General features: G+C 61.2%; 17 protein-coding genes. 16 read left to right on the top strand and 1 reads right to left on the bottom strand.

The features are described from left to right. Positions 1–192 precede the first annotated feature (192 nt). The 16 genes from pstS (at position 193) to ACP7D4_RS17895 (ending at position 17902) form a co-directional block, all read left to right on the top strand. Entirely contained in the window at positions 193–1236 is a 1044-nt protein-coding gene (gene pstS, locus ACP7D4_RS17820; RefSeq protein ID WP_426106520.1) for a phosphate ABC transporter substrate-binding protein PstS, read from the top strand. A 199-nt stretch (positions 1237–1435) separates the two neighbouring features. After that, complete coding sequence (gene pstC, locus ACP7D4_RS17825) at positions 1436–2437, top strand: phosphate ABC transporter permease subunit PstC (protein WP_426106518.1); 1002 nt, start codon at positions 1436–1438, stop codon at positions 2435–2437. After that, positions 2434–3291: a phosphate ABC transporter permease PstA gene (pstA, locus tag ACP7D4_RS17830; RefSeq protein WP_426106440.1), complete on the top strand. Its 858-nt coding sequence runs from the start codon at positions 2434–2436 to the stop codon at positions 3289–3291. Before pstC ends, pstA begins: the two co-directional genes overlap by 4 nt. A 25-nt stretch (positions 3292–3316) precedes the next feature. Beyond that, on the top strand, positions 3317–4102 hold the full coding sequence (gene pstB, locus ACP7D4_RS17835; protein ID WP_426210438.1) for a phosphate ABC transporter ATP-binding protein PstB: 786 nt from the start codon (positions 3317–3319) through the stop codon (positions 4100–4102). Between the two features lie 28 nt (positions 4103–4130). Next, complete coding sequence (gene phoU, locus ACP7D4_RS17840) at positions 4131–4838, top strand: phosphate signaling complex protein PhoU (protein WP_426210440.1); 708 nt, start codon at positions 4131–4133, stop codon at positions 4836–4838. A 5-nt stretch (positions 4839–4843) separates the two neighbouring features. Further along, complete coding sequence (locus ACP7D4_RS17845; RefSeq protein WP_426106437.1) at positions 4844–5533, top strand: response regulator; 690 nt, start codon at positions 4844–4846, stop codon at positions 5531–5533. Between the two features lie 117 nt (positions 5534–5650). Beyond that, the gene (gene phoR, locus ACP7D4_RS17850; RefSeq protein ID WP_426106436.1) at positions 5651–6940 is read left to right on the top strand and encodes a phosphate regulon sensor histidine kinase PhoR; all 1290 of its coding nucleotides are present in this window, start codon (positions 5651–5653) and stop codon (positions 6938–6940) included. An 874-nt stretch (positions 6941–7814) separates the two neighbouring features. Further along, positions 7815–7994 (top strand): hypothetical protein, encoded by a 180-nt coding sequence (locus ACP7D4_RS17855; RefSeq protein ID WP_426106435.1) that lies wholly within the window; start codon positions 7815–7817, stop codon positions 7992–7994. A gap of 208 nt (positions 7995–8202) precedes the next feature. Beyond that, a complete protein-coding gene (locus ACP7D4_RS17860) occupies positions 8203–8385 on the top strand; it encodes a hypothetical protein (protein WP_426106434.1) in 183 nt (60 codons plus the stop codon). Between the two features lie 224 nt (positions 8386–8609). Continuing rightward, a complete protein-coding gene (locus ACP7D4_RS17865; protein WP_426210442.1) occupies positions 8610–9842 on the top strand; it encodes a radical SAM protein in 1233 nt (410 codons plus the stop codon). 37 nt (positions 9843–9879) lie between these two features. Further along, a complete protein-coding gene (locus ACP7D4_RS17870) occupies positions 9880–11124 on the top strand; it encodes an aKG-HExxH-type peptide beta-hydroxylase (RefSeq protein WP_426106431.1) in 1245 nt (414 codons plus the stop codon). A 4-nt stretch (positions 11125–11128) separates the two neighbouring features. Then, a complete protein-coding gene (locus ACP7D4_RS17875) occupies positions 11129–12370 on the top strand; it encodes a DUF6895 family protein (protein ID WP_426106429.1) in 1242 nt (413 codons plus the stop codon). Positions 12371–12443: 73 nt separating this feature from the next. Further along, positions 12444–13655: a radical SAM protein gene (locus ACP7D4_RS17880; RefSeq protein WP_426106428.1), complete on the top strand. Its 1212-nt coding sequence runs from the start codon at positions 12444–12446 to the stop codon at positions 13653–13655. 72 nt (positions 13656–13727) lie between these two features. Continuing rightward, positions 13728–14954 carry an aKG-HExxH-type peptide beta-hydroxylase gene (locus ACP7D4_RS17885; protein ID WP_426210444.1) on the top strand — a complete coding sequence of 409 codons (1227 nt, stop codon included), beginning with the start codon at positions 13728–13730 and terminating at the stop codon, positions 14952–14954. Between the two features lie 61 nt (positions 14955–15015). Continuing rightward, positions 15016–16248: an aKG-HExxH-type peptide beta-hydroxylase gene (locus ACP7D4_RS17890; RefSeq protein ID WP_426210446.1), complete on the top strand. Its 1233-nt coding sequence runs from the start codon at positions 15016–15018 to the stop codon at positions 16246–16248. Further along, a complete protein-coding gene (locus ACP7D4_RS17895; protein WP_426106425.1) occupies positions 16241–17902 on the top strand; it encodes a hypothetical protein in 1662 nt (553 codons plus the stop codon). Before ACP7D4_RS17890 ends, ACP7D4_RS17895 begins: the two co-directional genes overlap by 8 nt. 290 nt (positions 17903–18192) lie before the next feature. Here ACP7D4_RS17895 and ACP7D4_RS17900 read toward each other — a convergent pair whose 3' ends face one another. Further along, complete coding sequence (locus tag ACP7D4_RS17900) at positions 18193–19221, bottom strand: ABC transporter substrate-binding protein (RefSeq protein ID WP_426107551.1); 1029 nt, start codon at positions 19219–19221, stop codon at positions 18193–18195. Positions 19222–19263: the final 42 nt, after the last annotated feature.

A 19263-nucleotide genomic window follows, 5' to 3' on the forward strand; every position in this document is an offset into this window, starting at 1 on the left:
ATATGACAGGACCGTGACCCGTGACATGAGCCCACGGTAATGAATGCGTCAATGAAGGGTACCATGCCCGGGAAATTTATGATTTGCATGTATTTTTTGCGTGTCATAATCGTGTCACAATCACCGGCTAGACTGCGCAGCATCGGCCGAAGCAGTATTGTTTGGTCATCAACCCCAACCCAAGGATTTGATATGCGTTTGAAACAGTTGGTAGCATCCATCATTGTTGGCACATCCGCTTTTGCAGCGCTGTCCTCCGCTATTGCCGCCGACATGACCGGCGCCGGTGCGACTTTCCCGTACCCTATCTATGCCAAATGGGCGGAGAACTACAAGAAGGCAACCGGCAACGGCTTGAACTATCAGTCCGTCGGTTCCGGCGCCGGCATCAAGCAGATTAAGGCCAAAACGGTCGACTTCGGCGCGTCCGACAAGCCTTTGAAGGCAGAAGAACTGAACGAAGCGGGCCTGATGCAGTTTCCTGCCATCATGGGCGGCGTCGTGACCGTCATCAACCTGGACGGCATCGCGCCTGGCGCCATGAAGCTGACCGGTCCGGTTGTCGCCGACATCTACATGGGCAAGATCACCAAGTGGAACGATCCCCAGATCGCCGCACTGAACCCGGGCATGAAGTTGCCGGCCGATGAAATCACCGTTGTGCACCGCGCCGACGGTTCGGGCACCACCTTCCTGTTCACCGACTATCTGTCAAAAGTCAGCCCAGAATTCAAGACCAAGATCGGCGCCGATGCAGCTGTGAAATGGGCGGTTGGCGTAGGCGGCAAGGGCAACGAAGGCGTCGCCGCCAACGTGAAAAGCATGAAGGGTTCGATCGGTTACGTCGAGTGGGCGTTTGCCAAGAAGAACAAAATTGCACACACACAGCTGAAAAACAAGGATGGCAGCTTCCTGCAGCCTGACGACGACGCTTTCAAAGCGGCCGCCGCATCGGCTGACTGGGCCAAGACGCCAGGTTTCGGCATTGTGCTGACCGACCAGGCAGGCAAGGCCAGCTGGCCGATCACGGGTGTGTCGTACATCCTGATGTACAAGGCGCAAGTTGACGCCGCCAAGGGCAAGGAAGTGTTGAAGTTTTTTGATTACTCGTTCAAGAACGGCGACGCTGCTGCTGCCGAGCTGGACTATGTACCGCTGCCTGATTCGGTCACCAAGTTGGTAGTTGAGGCATGGAAAGCAAATTTGAAAGATGCTTCGGGCAAGGCAATCTGGTAATCACGCAAGAAAAATCGCTTCAGCCACCACATCGTCCTCGCGAAAGCGCGGACCCATGGAACCTAAAGTCCGTTGAAAAATATTCTTTCTACGAGCAAGTGTTCCATGGGTCCCCGCGTACGCGAGGACGATGTGGTGGTTTGTTTGACGTTCGGACATCGATGAAATGAATATGACTAGTTCCAACTTAAGCGTCCCCATGGATTTGGCCAAGCCCGCGCCGCGCTCAGCCGAGTTCGTCGCCGAGCAAGCCGCCATGCACAAGACGATGCGCAACCAGCGCCTCCAGGATTTCTTGTTTCACAAAATTACGCTGCTGTTCGCCGCTTCGGTCTTGATCGTCCTGCTCGGGATCATCGTTTCCCTGTTCATTGGCGCAGCGCCCGCTTTCAAAGAATTCGGCTTCGGTTTCCTCACCACCGTCGAGTGGGACCCCGTCAATGACCAGTTCGGCGCGGCAATTGCCATCGTCGGCACCCTGGCCACCGCCTTTATCGCCCTCATCGTCGCCTTCCCGATCAGCTTTGGCATTGCCCTGTTCCTCACCGAAATCTGCCCCGTCTGGCTGCGCCGTCCGCTGGGCACGGCCGTTGAACTGCTGGCCGGCGTGCCCTCCATCATCTACGGCATGTGGGGCCTGTTCGTGTTCGCGCCGCTGTTTGCCGAGTATGTCCAGCCAGTGTTGAAATCGACTTTCGGCCCGCTGCCCATCATCGGCCAGTTGTTCACCGGCCCCATGATGGGCATCGGCATCCTCACCGCCGGCCTGATCCTGGCGATCATGATCATTCCGTTTATCGCCTCGGTCATGCGCGACGTGTTCGAGATCGTGCCTGCGGTACTGAAAGAATCGGCGTACGGCCTGGGCTGCACGCGCTGGGAAGTGGTGCGCAAGATCGTCATGCCATACACCAAGACCGGCGTGGTCGGCGGCGTCATGCTGGGCCTGGGCCGCGCGCTGGGTGAAACGATGGCGGTGACGTTTGTCATCGGCAATGCCAACAAGCTGTCGTGGTCGCTCTTTTCGGCAGGTAACAGCATTTCCTCGACGCTGGCCAACGAATTTGCCGAAGCGCAGTCCCCGATGCACGTGGCCTCGCTGTTCGCGCTCGGCCTGATCATGTTCATCATTACCTTTACCGTGTTGTCGGCGGCCAAACTGATGTTGGCCGCGATGGCCCGCAAGGAAGGCGTGAAATGAAGCAAGCTGTTGTCAATCCCGTCTATCGGAAGCGCCTGCTGCGCCACCGCATCGGCATCGCCTTGTCGGTCGGTGCGATGCTGGTGGGCTTGTTTTTCCTGCTGTGGATTCTCTCGACGCTGCTGATCAAAGGCTTTGGCGCCTTGTCGCTCGACCTGTTCCTGAAGGACACGCCGGCGCCCGGTTCCGAAGGCGGCATCCGCAACGCCATTTTTGGCAGCTTGATGATCGTCGGCCTGTCGACGTTCATCAGCACCCCGATCGGCGTGCTGGCCGGCGTCTACCTGGCCGAATACGGCGAGGAAAACCGCTTCGCCCAGGTCACCCGCTTCGTTACCGACATCATGCTGTCGGCGCCGTCCATCGTGCTGGGCATGTTCGTGTGGGCCATGTATGTCGACGTGGCCAAGCACTATTCGGGCTACGCCGGTTCGATCGCGCTCTCGCTGATCGCCGTGCCCGTGGTGGTGCGCACCACCGACAATATGCTGCGCCTGGTGCCCAACAGCCTGCTTGAAGCCGCCTTTGCGCTGGGCGCGCCGCGCTGGAAAGTGGCAACCTTGGTGCGCCTGAAGGCGGTGCGCGCCGGCGTCATCACCGGTGTGTTGCTGGCCGTGGCGCGCATCACCGGCGAAACGGCGCCCCTGCTGTACACGGCGCTGAACAACCAGTTCATGAGCGCCGACATGAACGCACCGATCGCCAACCTGCCGGTCGTGATTCTGCAGTTTGCGATGAGCCCGTACGACGACTGGCGCGCACTGGCCTGGGCCGGCGCCTTGCTGCTGACCTTCAGCGTGCTGCTGCTAAATATTCTGGCGCGCACGATGTTCAGCCAGAAAACCCCGCATTAATCCGATGAAAATTGCCATGAGCCCAATGCCAAAACCGATCCCTACCGAGTCGCCAAAGAGCAAGACGATCGAGATCTCGAACCTGAATTTCTTCTACGGTAAAACGCAGAGCCTGACCAACGTCAACCTGGACATCCACGACAAGCAGGTAACCGCTTTCATCGGACCGTCCGGCTGCGGCAAGTCGACCCTGCTGCGCACGCTCAACCGCATGTACGACTTGTATCCCGGCCAGCGCGCCGAGGGTTCTATCATTTACCGCGGCAAGAATATCCTCGACGCCAGCCAGGACGTGAACATGCTGCGCGCCAAGGTCGGCATGGTGTTCCAGAAGCCGACCCCGTTTCCCATGTCGATTTACGATAACATCGCCTTTGGCGTGCGCCTGTATGAGAACATGTCGAAGGGCGAAATGGACGAGCGCGTCGAATGGGCGCTGAAAAAAGCCGCCCTGTGGGGCGAGGTCAAGGACAAGCTGACCAAGAGCGGCCTGTCATTGTCGGGCGGCCAGCAGCAGCGCCTGTGCATTGCGCGCGGCGTTGCCGTCAAGCCGGACGTGCTGCTGCTCGACGAACCGACGTCGGCGCTGGACCCGATCTCGACGGCCAAGGTGGAAGAACTGATCAGCGAACTGAAGCAGGATTACACGATCGCCATCGTCACCCACAACATGCAGCAGGCGGCGCGCTGCTCCGACTACACGGCCTATATGTACCTGGGTGAACTGGTTGAATTCGGCGAGACCGACCAGATCTTCATGAACCCGGCGCGCAAGGAAACCCAGGATTACATCACCGGCCGATTCGGCTGATTGACTACAAAATAATACGGAGAGCAGCATGATTGGCGAGCATTCATCCAAACAGTACGACCACGAACTAGAAACCATCCGCTCCAAGGTATTGCTGATGGGCGGCATCGTCGAGCGCCAGTTCCTTGAGGCCATGACCTGTTTTCGCATCGGCAATGCAGAGCGCGCCGACCAGGTGATTGCCGACGACGACGAAGTCAACCAGCTCGAAGTGGCCCTCGACGATGCTTGCAGCCACCTGATTGTGCGCCGCCAGCCGACCGCGAACGACTTGCGCACCGTGATGGCCACCGTCAAGGTGCTGACCGACCTTGAACGCATCGGCGACGAAGCGTCGAAAATCGCGCGCACGGCCAAGAGCTTGCACTCGCGCGGCGTGCCCGGCTTGAATCACTATGAAATGGTGCGCGCGATCGCTACCTCCACGTCCGACATGCTGCACGATGCGCTGGACGCCTTTGCGCGGCTGGACGGCAAGCAAGCCTTGCAACTGATCGCGCAGGACGCCGTGGTGGACTACGAATTTAAGTCTATCATGCGCACCCTGATCACCTTCATGATGGAAGACCCGCGCACCATTTCGTCGGCGCTCGACACGCTGTGGGTGGCCAAGGCCATCGAGCGGATCGGCGACCATGCCAAGAACATCGCCGAATACGTCATCTACGTCGTTGAAGGCAAGGATATTCGGCATACCAAGCTGGCCGCGCCCGTTCCAGACCAACCGGCGGCTTGAGTACGATGGCGCTTGAAAAAACTACCGTCCTGATCGTCGAAGACGAGCCTGCCATTATCGAACTGGTGACCTTCTCGCTGCGCGAAACGGGCTGGAATGTGTGCTCGGTGCAAAACGTGGCCGACGCTTGGGAATTTATTTTGCACAAGGCGCCGCACCTGGTGTTGCTGGACTGGATGCTGCCCGACCAGACCGGCCTGCGCTTGCTGGCGCGGATTCGCGCCGACCGCAATTTCGAAGCCATTCCCGTGATCATGCTGACCGCCAAGAGCATGGAAGAGGACAAGATCGCCGGCTTGAACACGGGCGCTGACGACTACGTCACCAAGCCGTTTTCGCCGCGCGAACTGCTGGCCCGCTCGAAGGCGCTGTTGCGGCGCAAGAGTCCGGAGCATGCCGAAGCGCCGCTGAGCGCCGGCGCCGTCAAGCTCGATCCGGTCAGCTGCACCGTGTTTATCGAAGACTGCAAGATCGATATCGGGCATGCCGAATACAAGCTGCTCAAGTTTTTGCTGGCGCACCCGGAACGCGTGTTCTCGCGCAGCCAGTTGCTCGACAAAGTGTGGGGCGACCATGCCGTGATCGAGGAGCGCACCGTCGACGTCCACGTGCTACGCTTGCGCAAGGCGTTGAAAGAAGCCGAAGGCTTGATCCGCACCGTGCGCAGTGTGGGCTACATGCTGTCCCAAAAATAGCGCCCTCACATCGTCCTCGCGAATGCGGGGACCCATAGAACGGTTGCTCTGAGCAAATGTTCTATGGGTCCCCGCCTTCGCGAGGACGATATGGCGGATGATTTTACTTAAGCCCCCATGAACCCCAAACTCACCTTCTGGATCCCCGCACTGCTGCGCCTGGCCTTTACCCTGCTCGGCGCCGCCGTGGCGGGCTGGCTGTTCGGCGCGGCCTGGGGCCTGGGCCTGGCCTTGGTCGCCATGTTCGTGATGCTGGTCACCCAGCTCAACTACCTGAACCAGCTCGGCGAATGGCTCGACCACCCGCACAGTGCCACGCTGCCTGACGGCTGGGGCTCGTGGACCAACATCTTCTCGCGCCTGTACCGCCTGCGCCGCGACGATGAACGCAACCAGTCCGAGTTGACCGAATGGCTGGCGCGCTTTCGCCAGGCCATGCACCTGCTGCCCGACGGCGTGGCGATCATGGACGACGTGCTATTTTTGGAATGGTGCAACCCGGCCGCCGAGCGCCACCTCGGCTTGACGCTGGAAAAGGACAAGGGCATGCGCGTGACAAACCTGATCCGCCATCCCGCCTTTATCGACTACATCATCCTCGGCCGCTACGAGCAGCCGCTGACGCTGGCGCTGCGCGACCGCAAGCTGATTTGCCAGATCATCCCGTTTGAAAACCGGCGCCAGATCCTGGTCACGCACGACGCCACCGAAACCCAGCGCATCGAGGAAATGCGGCGCGACTTCATCGCCAACGCCTCGCACGAACTGCGCACGCCGCTAACCGTGATCGTTGGCTTTCTGGAAATCGCTTCCCTCGAACCGGATCTGGACGCGCCCACGCGCGCCTCGCACCTGAAGCTGATGACCGAACAAGGCCGGCGCATGCAGCGCCTGATCGAAGACATGCTCACGCTCTCGCGCCTGGAATCGGTCGACTATCCGCTGCGCCCTGAGCGGGTGAACATGCAGCAGATGATGGACGACGTCGCCGACGAAGCGCGGGCGCTGTCGGCCGGCAAGCATGACGTCACATTCAGCGTCGAGGGGCCCGACATCAAGGGCAGCGCCGAGGAGTTGCGCAGCGCCTTTGGCAACCTGGCCTCGAACGCAGTGCGCTACACGGGGGCGGGCGGGCGCATTCATCTGACCTGGAGAAATTCGGCGGAGGGGCCGCAGTTCATCGCTTCGGACACCGGCATCGGCATCGAACAGGTGCACATCGCCCGCTTGACCGAGCGCTTTTACCGGGTCGACAAGAGTCGCTCGCGCGAGACGCAGGGCACCGGGCTGGGGCTGGCGATCGTCAAGCATGTGCTGCTGCGCCATGGCGGTGTGCTGACCATCACGTCGGAAGCGGGCAAGGGCAGCAGCTTCATCGTCACGCTTGCGCAAAGCGCCGTCGCATAAGCGTCGCCGCCATGTTGTCGGGTGCCCGCGCATGAGGGGCGTGTCCATACCACAACTGCGACCCGAATTCCATTGGTGTACGCGGAAATGTTATATAAATAAAATGCTTGCATCATAAGATTTTTCAGCCTAATATTTCGCAGAGTAGCAATGCTGCCTGGAAGGTAATCTTGACATTTTTACTGGCAGAAATCGCGTTGTTAAATGAAAAAAATTTCTATTTAACCTTCTTGATTTATGTAAGTACCAATGTTAAAGTTTCATTCACATGAGTAGATAGCAACGCAATAGCGCGGGCCTCACGCCTCGGGCATGCGTTGTCGAATTGAGCGTTCAGCCGCAATCTCGGTCCATCGGGCACGGGAGTGGCGTCAGGCTCGGGCCTGTTTTTTTCACCGCAATGGAGATGAAGATGTCCAGTTTGTGTAAAAAAAGAATTCGCGCCAACAGCGGCTCCCGCCGATCGATCTACGCCGTCGCGCTGACACTGTAATCCTTCCCCCACCTGGAATTGCTCGAGCATTGAGCGCAATCGCACGGCCTTGCCTTCTAGGGAAAACGTGCGCAGCTCTCATCAGTGCCGAGTGTCCTGGAGTCGCACCGCTTTCGTTTCAAGCACTACCTTCATCGCGTCCTGCGATGCAAGTGTGTTGGGCTCCGGCCTATTTTTTTCACCGCAATGGAGAGCAAGATGTCCAGTTTGTGTAAAAAAAGAAATCACGCCAAGCGCGGCCGCGGCCAGTCGACACCATCCGGCGCGGCGACACCCTAACTCCTTATTTCGAATTGCTCAGTATTGAGTAATAGTCCCGTCGCATTACGCGCCGGGTCTGCGCCGGGCTTCGGCCTTTTTTTCACCACATGGAGATACAAGATGTCCAATCTGAACAAAGAAATCGACAGCTCGAAAGAAAGCAATCAAGAAGTGACCGCCGTTGACATCGAGTCGTTGAGCGACATCGTGGAAGCGGAGTTGGACAACGTCGCCGGTGGCGGCTATTCGCAGATCGGTGCGACGCACTCGAAAAATGCAGTATCGATGGAAGCTGAATAACAAGTCTGCCGGCGCAAGCGACGCACGTTGCTTGCGCCATCAGGATGGGATGCCGGCTGAACAGCGCCCGTTTGCCTTCGCGGGCAGCGTCGCGATGCGGGCGGTTCCCAGGTGGTGACATGCTTTGCATGAGCAATCTTCCCATCGCATTCTGTGACGGGAATTACGTCGGGCCGCGGCCTGTTTTTTTTACTTATGGAGATTCAAGATGTCCAATCTGAACAAAGAAATCAAAGACTCGAAAGAAGAGAACAAAGACGTCAATGCAGTCGATATCGAGTCGCTGAGCGACATCGTAGAAGCTGAGCTCGATAACGTGGCCGGCGGTGGCTACTCGCAGATCGGCGCCACCCACTCGAAAAACGCAACGCGTTCGCCAACAGCTGAATAATTAGCAAGCGGCGGAAATGGCATCTCTGCCGTTTCCGCCTGAAGGCAGGGATGTCACCCGGGCGCCCCGGGACTGCCGGGCTCATTCGACTGACCGGCCGCCGCCCGGACATGCGCGCTGCAGAGGCACTACCTATAAGTCGTTCTGACTGGCCACCGAGCCGGGTTCATGAGGCGTCGTCGGTTCGCGGCGTGGTTGACTATTTCATTTCTCAGAGGTTTCTGTTGAATAATTTGACATTGTCCGAACGCTGCGACGCCAACCTGGCAGCTCCCGCTAAACCGCATTTCCTCAGTGTGATCCTGAAGGTCACCGAGCGCTGCAACCTGGCCTGTCCCTACTGCTATTTCTTTTTCAGTGGTGATGAAAGTTACAAGGCGCACCCGCCCGTCATCGCCGGCGGTACCGTTACCGAGGTGATCGCGTTCATCCGCAAGGCAGTGATCGAGACGGGCGTGCGGCAAGTGCGGCTCGGCCTGCACGGCGGCGAACCGCTGCTGCTCAAGGTCGACAAATTTGCCGAGCTGTGCGCGCAGTTCCGCGCCGCCCTCGATCCCCTGTGCGACTTGATGCTGGTGGTGCAGACCAACGGGGTACTGGTCAACGACGAGTGGGTCGCTGTATTTTCGCGCTTTCAAGTACGCGTCGGGGTCAGCATCGACGGCGATGAAGCCGTCCACAATATCTTCCGCATTACCAAAAAAGGCAAGGGCACCTACGCCGAGACGCGGCGCGGCTGGAACCTGCTCAACCGCGCCATGGCGGACGGCGTGATCCCGTCGGCGACCATCCTGTGCGTCGTCTCGCCGCAGCAGTCCGGATCGAAAATCCTGAAACACTTCGCGGAAGAGTTGCAAGTTACCGGTGTCAACTTTCTGCTGCCCGACATGACCCATGATTCGCCTGACGCGAACGAACGCTATATCAACGGGTGCGGCGATTTCCTGATCGACGTGTTCAATGCCTGGGCCGAACTGTCCAGCCGCAAAATCAAAGTGACGGTGCGCTGGATCGACGAAATCATCGGCGCGCTCATGGACGACGAGCTGTGCCGCAGGTCGGCAACATCGAAATACGAGCCGCTCGGCCAGTTCGTCGTGTCGTCGAATGGCGAAATCTCTCCCGACGACGTGATCCGCGGGCTCGATCCGCGCTTTCGCACCTTCAGTTTTAACGTAGAACACAGCCAGTATGACGAAGTGCAAAACAGTCCCGTATGGCAGGAACTCGACGGTGCGCAGCGCACACTGGCGCAACAATGCCAGAGCTGCGTGTGGAAAAATATCTGCCGCGGCGGCGCCTACCAGCACCGCTTCTCCGAGAAAAACGGCTTCGACAACCCGTCCGTCTATTGCCCTTCGCTGAAACGGTTTTTTGCGCACGTGACCAAGCAGGTCGTGGCATCGGGCTACCCGATCGAACACATTGAGCGCCGCCTGGAAACCCAATGGGCGTAAGCGCACAGTCGCGCCAGAGAACACAGTCAGGGAAAACATGAGTTCGTTGATATCGTTGATCAAGTCCAGCAGCGCGCCGCAGGCTTACCAGAGCGATGCGTCGCTCGCGGCCTTTGCCGAAGCCTTTGCCAAAGGCGTCATCAAGCGCCTGGCGCGCTGTGTCGCTGCCGACCCGGCCGCGCAAGCCTTGTTCGCATGCTGCACCGAGATGCTGGGCCGCGCGGAGCTGCGCACCGTGAATTGCTGGCAGCCCGAGCTGGGCGCCTGCATGGAGCGCATGAAACAAGGCCAGCCGCTTGAAGCGGTGGTGCACGCACTGCTGTCGCTGCACGCGCTCGGCGTGCCCGGCACCTGGTCGCTGTCGTTGGCCGCGCCGCTCCGGGTCAGCATGGGCGGGCATATCTTCAACCTGCATGGGACGGTGGAGGTGGCGGGCGACGGCGCGCGCCTGCACTGTAGCGTTGCGGACGGCGCCTGCGCGCCTCTCCGGTTCGCGCATCAGGGTGGTCGCTGGCGCCTTGAGGGGACGGCAGAGGCGCCCTGGGACTACGCGGCCCCCGCCTTTGTCGGCTACGCCGGCTTTGAGACATGCTATGTGCAACCATGGCTGCTACCTGGCGGCCACCAGCCCGGCGACGACCTGATGGTCGACTGGCCGCCGCAGCCGGCCGATGCGCACTGCACCCAGTTGGCGCAGCAGGCGGCCGCCCAAATGGGCGAGGCGCTCGACATGCTCAACGTTGCCGGCGCGCGCTATCTGCCGTGGCTGCGGCCGGTGATGCGTGGCATTGCCGCTTGTCCGGTGTATGAGCCGGGGGTCCGGGTCAGCGCCAGTTTCCCCAATCATCTGGGCGTCATCAGCGCCGGCTTTCCACTGAAGGCGGCGTACCTGGCGGAAATCCTGGTGCACGAGTTCAGTCATCAGTATTACTTGTTGCTGGACGCGGTCACGCCGCTTGTAAAAAAACAGGACGAGCAGCCCTTGTTTTACTCCTCATTCAAGATGAAGCAACGGCCTCTGGGAAAAATCTTTCTGGCGTATCACGCCACCGCCAACATGGCGCTGTTCTGGCATGACCTGCACGCCAATTCGGGCGTATCGGTTGCGCTGTACGCCGACGAATTGACCAAGCTGCTGTATCACACCGATAGCTTGGGTTCGGTCATCGCTTCCAGCGCGGGGCTGACCGCGGCCGGCGCAGCCATGTTCGAGACCCAGCGCGATCTGTTGAAGGAGCGCGGCTTGTTGAACCGCGGTGATCTGCTCGGCTGCGCGGCCTGAACCGATGGAGACGCCATCTCAGGAACTGTTCAAACGCATCAGGCTGGCGCGTGAAACCGTGCAAGCCTGGCTGGCCGATGCCGCCGCGCGGGTCGACCCTGTCAAGCAAAACAGCCCGGGCGAACTGCTGTTTCGCCGCAAATGCTTCAACGAACTGGCGCTGTACCTGATGTGGCAAGAGCGCTTGCCGCACCGCCAGCTTGAATCGATTGGAAAAATACGCCACCTCGTCGCTGCGGGCATCAATGACGATTACGTGAGCATGGCGCTGCGGCGCCCGGAACGGCTGCTGATGTATTCCTGCGCACTGGGCTATGCGGTGCACAGCGGCCTGCTCGACCAGCGCCAGGTCAGCGTCGTGCGGCAGGCATTGAGCGGACCGTATGCTTGGAGCCTCGACAGCACGGTCTTCCGCCAGCTTGACCTGGTGCTGGGGTGTCACTACGCCGCCGTGGCGCCGCCGCTCGACCCGGCCGATCTGTTCAAGGTGTCGGCGCTGGCGCTGCCGCCTTCTCCCATATATGGCGACCGGGACGCCTTTTATGCCGTGACCCACGCCGCGTTCTATCAGTTCCTGCTACCGGACTGCGCCGGCGCCACACATCCAGGCCTGGCGCTGTCGGTCAAGGGCGCGCTGTGCCGCGCGCTGGCCTGCAACGATCTTGATCTCGGTCTTGAACTAATCATGGTGCAACTGATACACGGCATTGAGCCGGGCGCCGAATCGTTCATCCTGCTCGACCAGTTGCTCACCGAGTTGCTGACCCAGGGCTGCACCGTGGGCCGCAAGCGCAGCATCGATGTGGCAGCTTTTCTCGCGGTGTGCCCGGAGGAAGCCGAGTGGGCCGAAAAGTTCCACGCCATGCTGGTGGCGGGCCTGGCGCTGTTGCTGCTGGAAGAGTTCGGCAGCGCCGCCTGGCGCGACAGCGCTGCGCGCGAGCGCGAGGGCGCGATGGCGATGGGATCGTGCCTGTCGGCGCTGCATCAATACCATTTGGTCAGCGGCCTGGCGCACTTGAACGGACTGGACGCGCAGGTGCCCCTCGATGCCGGCCTGATGGCCGCCGTGGCCGCCTTCGTGCGCCTGAACCAGCGCCGGGACGGTCATTTCGGCCACCTGGTCGATGAGATGCACAAGATGTCGACATCGAACGCGCAGATCGACATGCGCGCCGTACTCGCGCCGGTCGATCTCGCGTGTGAAACATTCTTGCGGCGCTACCAGGAGCACGGCCATGGCGCATGAGTGTTCGCAACAGAGCAGCGGTCCGGCGCAGCCGGGCTGGCAAGCAGTGCAATTTAACCGACGAGGAGTTTCAGTGGACACATCCGGCGCACCGGCAGTCATTGCGGCAAACGCGACATCGCTTTACATCGTGCTGAAAGTGACGGAACGTTGCAACCTTGCATGCCCCTATTGTTACTTCTTTTTTGCCGGGGATGATACGTTTAAAATTCATCCCGCCACCATCCTTGGCGACACCATCGACGGCCTGATTGAATTCGTGGGCGAAGCCATCGACAATAGCGCTGTGCAGCAGGTGAACATCGGATTTCATGGCGGCGAACCACTGCTGTTGCGCAAGGAAACGTTCCGTGGCATGTGCACGCGGCTGGAAGAGGCGCTGGCGCACCGCTGCAAGCTGCAGTTCATGATGCAGACCAATGCCGTGCTGGTCGATCCGGAATGGGTCGAACTGTTTGTGCGCTACCAGATCCAGATGGGCGTGAGCTTCGATGGACCGGAAGAGATTCATAACCTGACGCGCATTACCAAAAAGGGGCGGGGCACGTACACCGAAACGCGGCGCGGCTGGGATGTGATGAACGCGGCGGGGAACGAGGGGCGCATGCCCAACCCCGGGGTGTTGTGCGTGATCGCCCCCGGCCAGTCGGCCCGCAAGACTTACGCCCACTTTGTGAACGACCTGGCCACGACCAACATCAATTTCTTGATGCCCGATGTGAACCACGATTCGCCCGAGGCGACGGCTGCGTTCATCGACGCGGTGGGCGACTACATGATCGAGATCTGCCACGCCTGGCTGACCGACGGGGCCCGGCGCGGGGTGGAGATTCGCTTCATCAAGGAGATCATCGGGCCGCTGCTGGACGATCAAGTCTGCCGCGCCTCGGCACTGGGGAAATACAATCCCTTCGTGCTGATGACGGTGTCGAGCAATGGTGACATCGCGCCGGACGACATCGTGCGCACGCTCGCGCCGCGCTTTCGGGAAACGGGCTTTCAGGTGGGGCGCAATACGTTGCCCGAGCTGGCCGCCAGTAGCCAGTGGCAGGAGCTGGCGCGGGCGCAGCGGCAGTTGCCCCAGCCATGCCAGAGCTGCGTGTGGCGCAGCGTTTGCCGCGGCGGCGCGCCGCAGAACCGGTTTTCCGGGGCGCGCGGGTTTGACAACCCCTCTGTCTATTGCAAGTCGCTCAAACGCGTGTACGCCTACCTCGCCGACAGTCTGATCAAGGGCGGCATCGGCGCCGACGCCATGGAGCAGCGCCTGGAAATGGCATACGAGTAGTGCAGGCGAGTAGCGCAGACGAGTAGCAGCACCCTTTGATACCATCTGACTAGAAACTGGAGGAGCATCGCGATGAAAGAATTGGTTATCGGCAGCTACGCCCCACACCTGTACGGGACCGACCAGCACCTCGATATGCTGGCCACGGCATACCACAAAGGCGTCACCAAGCGCCTGGCCAAGCTGGCCGAAGCGGACGGATCGCGCGCATCGGCCGAGCTGTTCGCCTTGTACAAGACACTGAGCGACTCCGCGCTGCCCGTCACGGCCCGTTGCTGGCAGCCGGAAATTGGCGCGGTACTGGCTTGCATGAGCGCGAACAATGTCGAACACGCCGTCATCCACGGCCTGTTCGCACTGCACGCGCTGGGCGTGGGTGCGCACTGGGGGCACCGCATTGCGGCGCCGCTACGCTTGAGCATGGCAGGCCATCTGTTCGACGTCGACGGCGCATTTTCAGTGCAGGCCAGTGCCGATCAGATCGCCATTGTGCGGCACGACAGTGGCCTGGAAAAGCTCGTCTTCGAGCGCCAGGAAGGCAACTGGCGCTTGCAGGGCGAACGCCCCACGGCCCTGGCCTGGAAGTATAGTGCGCCCGTGTTTCTGACCCAGAGCGGGTTTGAAAGCGTCTACCTGCAGTCGTATATCGAACCGAGCGCCGACGATGTGCCGGAAATGATTATCGATTGGCCGGTACGCCAGCTGGAAGGGGACATGGCGCAGTTCGCGGCGCGGTCGGCGCCGCAAATCGCCGCAGCCATGCAGTTGCTCGCGCAAACGGCGCCGTATTACCTGCCCTGGATTAAGCCTTTGTTCCGCGGCATGGGTCCGGGCCCGCTGGTGGACAACAATCAGCGCCAGAGCGGCAGTTTTTCATGGCATCCAGGCGTCTTTAGCTGTGGCTTTCCCTTGTCGACCCCGTTCCTGGCCGAAGTCATCGTCCATGAAATGAGCCACCAGCATTTCATGCTGGCCGACGCAGTGGTGCCGCTGGTAAAGGCCGGCCGGAACCAGGAAATTTATTTTTCTTCCTTTAAAGGCAAGAACCGGAACATTGAAAAAATCCTGCTGACGTTTCATGCGGTGGCGAACATGGTGCTGTTCTGGCACGACTTCATTACCAATACGGGCGACGCCGACCCGGCCAACCGGGACCAGATGGCCTTGATGCTCAAGCACGGGCACGGACTGGTCAAGGTGCTGCGCACCTCGGACGACATGACCGAAGCCGGGGTCGGCATGTTTGAATCGCAGTGCCGCCTGCTGCGCGAGCGCGGGATCGTGATGGGCGAGGCATAGCCGTGCGAGCGGTGCGCTGTGCCTGGCTTTGCGCATGCAGGTGTCATGGAGGATGGCAACGATGCAGCACTTGGTGATGCAGGCGGCGTCGCCGCACACGTTTGACGGCGGCGCCGGCGGCGCTGCCCTGGCGGGGGCGTTCCAGATCGCCGTCATGAAGCGCCTGCGCACCCGACTGGCCGCACAGCCGAGCGCGCAAGCGTTGTGGGATACCTGCCGGCTTGGCGAGCTCAAGCTGGCCGCCGATGTGCTCTGGTGGCAACCGGAGATCGGTGTCGTCCTCAAGCATCTGGGCCAGGCCGCCATGCTGGAGGCGGTGATGCAACTGCTGTTGGCCTTGCATGCGCGCGGTATCGGCGCGCGCTGGCACTGCGTGCTGGGCGCCCCGGAGCGCTTTAGCATGGGCGGCCATGTGTTCGAGCTTGACGGCGCGGTAACGGTGGAGGCCAGCGCGCGGCGGGTGGTGCTCACACGCGCCAACCTGTCGGCGCTGGCGTTGCTGCACGGCGCGCACGGATGGCGCCTGGAAGGCGGCGCGCCAATCGACGCCGCATGGCGCTACAGTGCGCCATGCTTTCTGCAAAGCGACGCGCTGGCGCACATCTATCTGCAGCGCTGGGACGGCGCCGGTATTGACGCCAATGCGCAGATCGTGATCGATTGGCCGCGCAGGCAATCGGGCGCGTCGCCCAGCGCATTGCGCGCGCCGGCGGCCGCGCTGGAGGACGCCCTGGCCTTGCTGGACCAGGCTGACCCGGCCTACCTGGCCTGGATCGCGCCGATGTTGCGCGGGGTGTGCGCCACGCCGATGGTCGAGCCGGACCAGCACAATAGCGGCAGTAATATTTTCCATGCGGGCATCGTCAGCTGTGGCTTTCCGCTCAACCGCGAGGCGCTGGCCGAAGCGATCGTGCACGAAGTCAGTCACCAGCACTTTCTTTTGCTAAACAGCGTCATCCCCCTGGTCCGGAACGGGCACGACGATGCACTCTATTACTCCTCCCTGAAACGCCAGCACCGTCCGCTCTACCTGATCTTGCTGGCGTTTCACGCGAGCGCCAACATGAGCCTGCTATGGTGCGACCTGTTGCGTCGCAGCGCGGCGCCGCGCTACAGCGCCGAACTGGGCGCGACGCTGGCCCATACGCGCAGCCTGGCGCGCCACCTGCATGGCAACGCGCAGCTCAGCGACGCGGGCGTGCGCCTGTTCCAGACCCAGGCTGCGTTGCTGCGCCGGCACGGCCATGAGATCTGCCCGGCGCCGGTGCCCGCGCCTGCCGTCCACGATGGCTAAGCCTTGCTGGAAGCGCCTGTGCGCGGGCCTCGCCATCTGCCTGCTGACAGCCAGGGCGGGGGCGCAGGTCGGCATCGACGTGGCGTTCGCCACGGACCAGGCGCCGGCGCCCGGCGCCGAGGATGCACTGCTGATCACCTATCGCCTGCCGCCGCACTGCGCCAGCCTTCGATTCGACAAGACCGCGCAAGAGCGTGCCGGCTGGCGCGCACAAGACGCCTGCGGCGCGGCTGACGCCCGCGCATTGACGCGCGGCACCACCGACTGCGATGCGATCCGGTTCCGGGTGCCCTTGAGCACGGAAAAGACCAGCGGCTACCCGGCCGCGTTTTCCTTCGGCGCAGGGCAGGCCGCGTTCACTCACACCAGCAACTTTGCGCTCGACCAGCGCTGCGGCCCATTACAGTACAGTTTCAAGGCGGCGCACATCGCACTGGGCGGCAAGCTTTACCAAGCTTTTACGCCGGCGCTGGAAGGGGCGGGCGATGTGGGGGTGCTGCTGCTGCGTTCGGGCACCGTGCTGGAAAGCGTGCCCGACATGCCGCTGAGCTATTTCGATCCCGCCTTGGGCGACGCCAACATCGCGGCAATCCGCACGGTGGCGCAGCAGACCATCGCCTACTATCGGCGCGCCTTGCCGGACGCGCCGTTCCGGATGCCGGTGCTGGCCGTGGCGCGTCCCTCCGGCGCCGGCGGCCCGCGGGTCGAGGGCGATGCGTCGGACGTGGTGCGCCTGGTGCTGCACAACTGGCCGCGCACGCCCGATGCCTACACCCAAAGGCTGGCAACCATGTTCGTCTCGCATGAGTTCAGCCACCGCTTCCAGATGCGCGACGCGGTCGATGTCTACCCTGAAGCGCGGGTGATCCACGAAGGGGGCGCCGAATTGCTGCGCTGGCTGCTGGCCCTGGAAAAAGGCTGGCTCAGCCCGGCGCAGGCGAAGCGCGAACTCGACACTGCGCTGGCGCAGTGCCTGCTCGCCGTGGGAGCGGCGCCCTGGGGCGAGGTAGCGGCCGCGATAAAATCACAACGGCGCCTTGAATACCGCTGCGGTTTGCCCTTGTACGTCTACGCGCTGGGCTCGCGCCAGGGTCCGGGGACAGCCTTGCAGCGCATCAATCAGTTCTACCGCGAACTGGCTGCGGGCGCACAGCCCGATTTTGCCCGGACGGTCGAATGCGGCGCACTGGCGCCGTGCTCGGCGCGCTGGCTGCCGGCGCTGTTGGGAAGCCAGCAAAGCATGCACAGCGCCTGGCGCGATTTGTTCTCGCACAGTAAGCTGGCCCGCCCAGGGCCGCTCAACCAGGCACAAAAAGACGTGCTGGTAGAGCACGCCGTGGAAGGCTTGATGGTGCGCGATTGCGGCGCGAGCAGTTACTTTCTGCAGCAAGATGGCGTGATTTTCGACCAGTTGGACAGTTGCCGCCATCTGCGCGGCGCCAGCTACCTGAAACGGATCGCCGGCCTGCCCGTCTTCAAGGATCCGCGTACCTGGCAGCGCCTGAGCAGCATCTGCCGCAAGCGGGCGAAACTGCCGCTCGCCTTTGCCGATGGCAGCGGCGCGCTGCTCGACTGCGGTTCCGTCCCGCCGCAGCCGCGCTGGTATGCGGCCGACATCGAGGCGGTGCGCGCGCGCCTGCTGGCGCCGCGCTAGTGTCCTGAGTTGGAAGTTCGTTGTTTATAAATGTTCCGAAATCGCCATGAGGCAAGGAACAAAAGCGGAGCAAGGCCGGGGCCTTGCGAGCATTTTTGACGCAGCATCGTGGGGATTGTCGGAATATTTATACAACGAACTTCCAACTCGGGACACTAGGGCAGCACTGATTTATTCTGAGTGATGGGATCGGCCCGTGAAAAAAGCGTCCGACAAGGCGCAGATTCGCATGGCGATTTCGGAACAAGTATAAACAACGAACTTCCAACTCAGGACACTAGCAGGCCTGTTTATTCGCGCGCGTCGACTTGATCGAGCGGCGCCACCACTTCAGCAATCTTGAGAATCGACAGCGGCGGGTAAATCTGCAGCTTCTTGGCCGTTCCCATATTGACCAGATACGTAAAACGGTGCAGCACTTCGACGGGAATCTCGGACGCCTGCTTTTTCTTTTGCAAGATCAGCGCCGCCTTGTGCGCCGCCAGTTCGCCCACGTTGTAGTAGGTGCTGACCAGACCGAGCAGGGCGCCGTCGGTGCGGATCGGCGTTTCTGTGGCCGAAAAAACGGGAATGCGCGCCTCACTGGCCGCCTGCACCACCAAATTGGCATTCTTGATCAGGAACGAGTCGGAAGGCAGGTAGATGAATTGCGGCTTGCGCGCAATCACGGCCGCAATCGCCTGGCGCAAACCCTCGATCGATGCTTGGTTGCTGGCGTTGGCGGGTACCGGCACCAGGTCGAGCGTGAGCTTGAACTTGGGCGCCAACACTTTTAACTCCTGCACTGCCAGCGCGGCATTTTTTTCCTGAGGGCTATAGATCACGCCCATCGTCGTCGTCGCGCGCATGGCCTGCAAGGCTTTGAGCTGGGCCGCCAAGGGCACCAGGTGCGAGGCGCCCGTCAGGTTGCGCGACGACGACGTCAAGTTCTTGACGAGGCCGGCGCCGACGGGATCGGCGACGATGTTGAACACCACGGGAATGGTGGTGATGTGGCGGCGCGGATCGATGTCATTTTGCAGGCCGACCACCTCAGTGGTGACGGTGGTGCCGAAGGTGTAGATCAGATCGGGCTTGATTTCCTTTGCTTCGCGCACGAAATCGGCGATTTTCGTCCTGTCAGCCTGGGCATCGCGGATGATGAATTCCGCATCGATTTTCTGCTTCTTGAAGTAATCCATGAAGCCCACTTCAGCTTCCGTCTGGCCGCGGTACAGCAGCATCATGATTTTGAATGGGCGCTGGCTCGCTTGTGCTTGGGCGAAGGTGGAATGCATGCAAACGAGCACGACGAGCAAGGACCGGATAATACGCAACATGCTGCACTTCCTTTATTTGATAAAGCTGTTTTCCAAGCAAAA

Origin of the sequence: Massilia sp. TWP1-3-3 (assembly GCF_049897805.1) — a bacterium.
Taxonomy (GTDB): Bacteria; Pseudomonadota; Gammaproteobacteria; order Burkholderiales; family Burkholderiaceae_D; genus Telluria_A.

Bases quoted from the DNA above. Each gene is read 5' to 3' on its own strand.
- ACP7D4_RS17855 (WP_426106435.1), top strand. From the start codon at position 7,815: ATGTCCAATCTGAACAAAGAAATCGACAGCTCGAAAGAAAGCAATCAA.
- ACP7D4_RS17860 (WP_426106434.1), top strand. From the start codon at position 8,203: ATGTCCAATCTGAACAAAGAAATCAAAGACTCGAAAGAAGAGAACAAA.
- phoU (WP_426210440.1), top strand. From the start codon at position 4,131: ATGATTGGCGAGCATTCATCCAAACAGTACGACCACGAACTAGAAACC.
- pstA (WP_426106440.1), top strand. From the start codon at position 2,434: ATGAAGCAAGCTGTTGTCAATCCCGTCTATCGGAAGCGCCTGCTGCGC.
- phoR (WP_426106436.1), top strand. From the start codon at position 5,651: ATGAACCCCAAACTCACCTTCTGGATCCCCGCACTGCTGCGCCTGGCC.
- pstS (WP_426106520.1), top strand. From the start codon at position 193: ATGCGTTTGAAACAGTTGGTAGCATCCATCATTGTTGGCACATCCGCT.
- pstB (WP_426210438.1), top strand. From the start codon at position 3,317: ATGCCAAAACCGATCCCTACCGAGTCGCCAAAGAGCAAGACGATCGAG.
- ACP7D4_RS17895 (WP_426106425.1), top strand. From the start codon at position 16,241: ATGGCTAAGCCTTGCTGGAAGCGCCTGTGCGCGGGCCTCGCCATCTGC.
- ACP7D4_RS17870 (WP_426106431.1), top strand. From the start codon at position 9,880: ATGAGTTCGTTGATATCGTTGATCAAGTCCAGCAGCGCGCCGCAGGCT.
- ACP7D4_RS17890 (WP_426210446.1), top strand. From the start codon at position 15,016: ATGCAGCACTTGGTGATGCAGGCGGCGTCGCCGCACACGTTTGACGGC.
- ACP7D4_RS17885 (WP_426210444.1), top strand. From the start codon at position 13,728: ATGAAAGAATTGGTTATCGGCAGCTACGCCCCACACCTGTACGGGACC.
- ACP7D4_RS17845 (WP_426106437.1), top strand. From the start codon at position 4,844: ATGGCGCTTGAAAAAACTACCGTCCTGATCGTCGAAGACGAGCCTGCC.
- pstC (WP_426106518.1), top strand. From the start codon at position 1,436: ATGGATTTGGCCAAGCCCGCGCCGCGCTCAGCCGAGTTCGTCGCCGAG.
- ACP7D4_RS17900 (WP_426107551.1), bottom strand. From the start codon at position 19,221: ATGTTGCGTATTATCCGGTCCTTGCTCGTCGTGCTCGTTTGCATGCAT.
- ACP7D4_RS17875 (WP_426106429.1), top strand. From the start codon at position 11,129: ATGGAGACGCCATCTCAGGAACTGTTCAAACGCATCAGGCTGGCGCGT.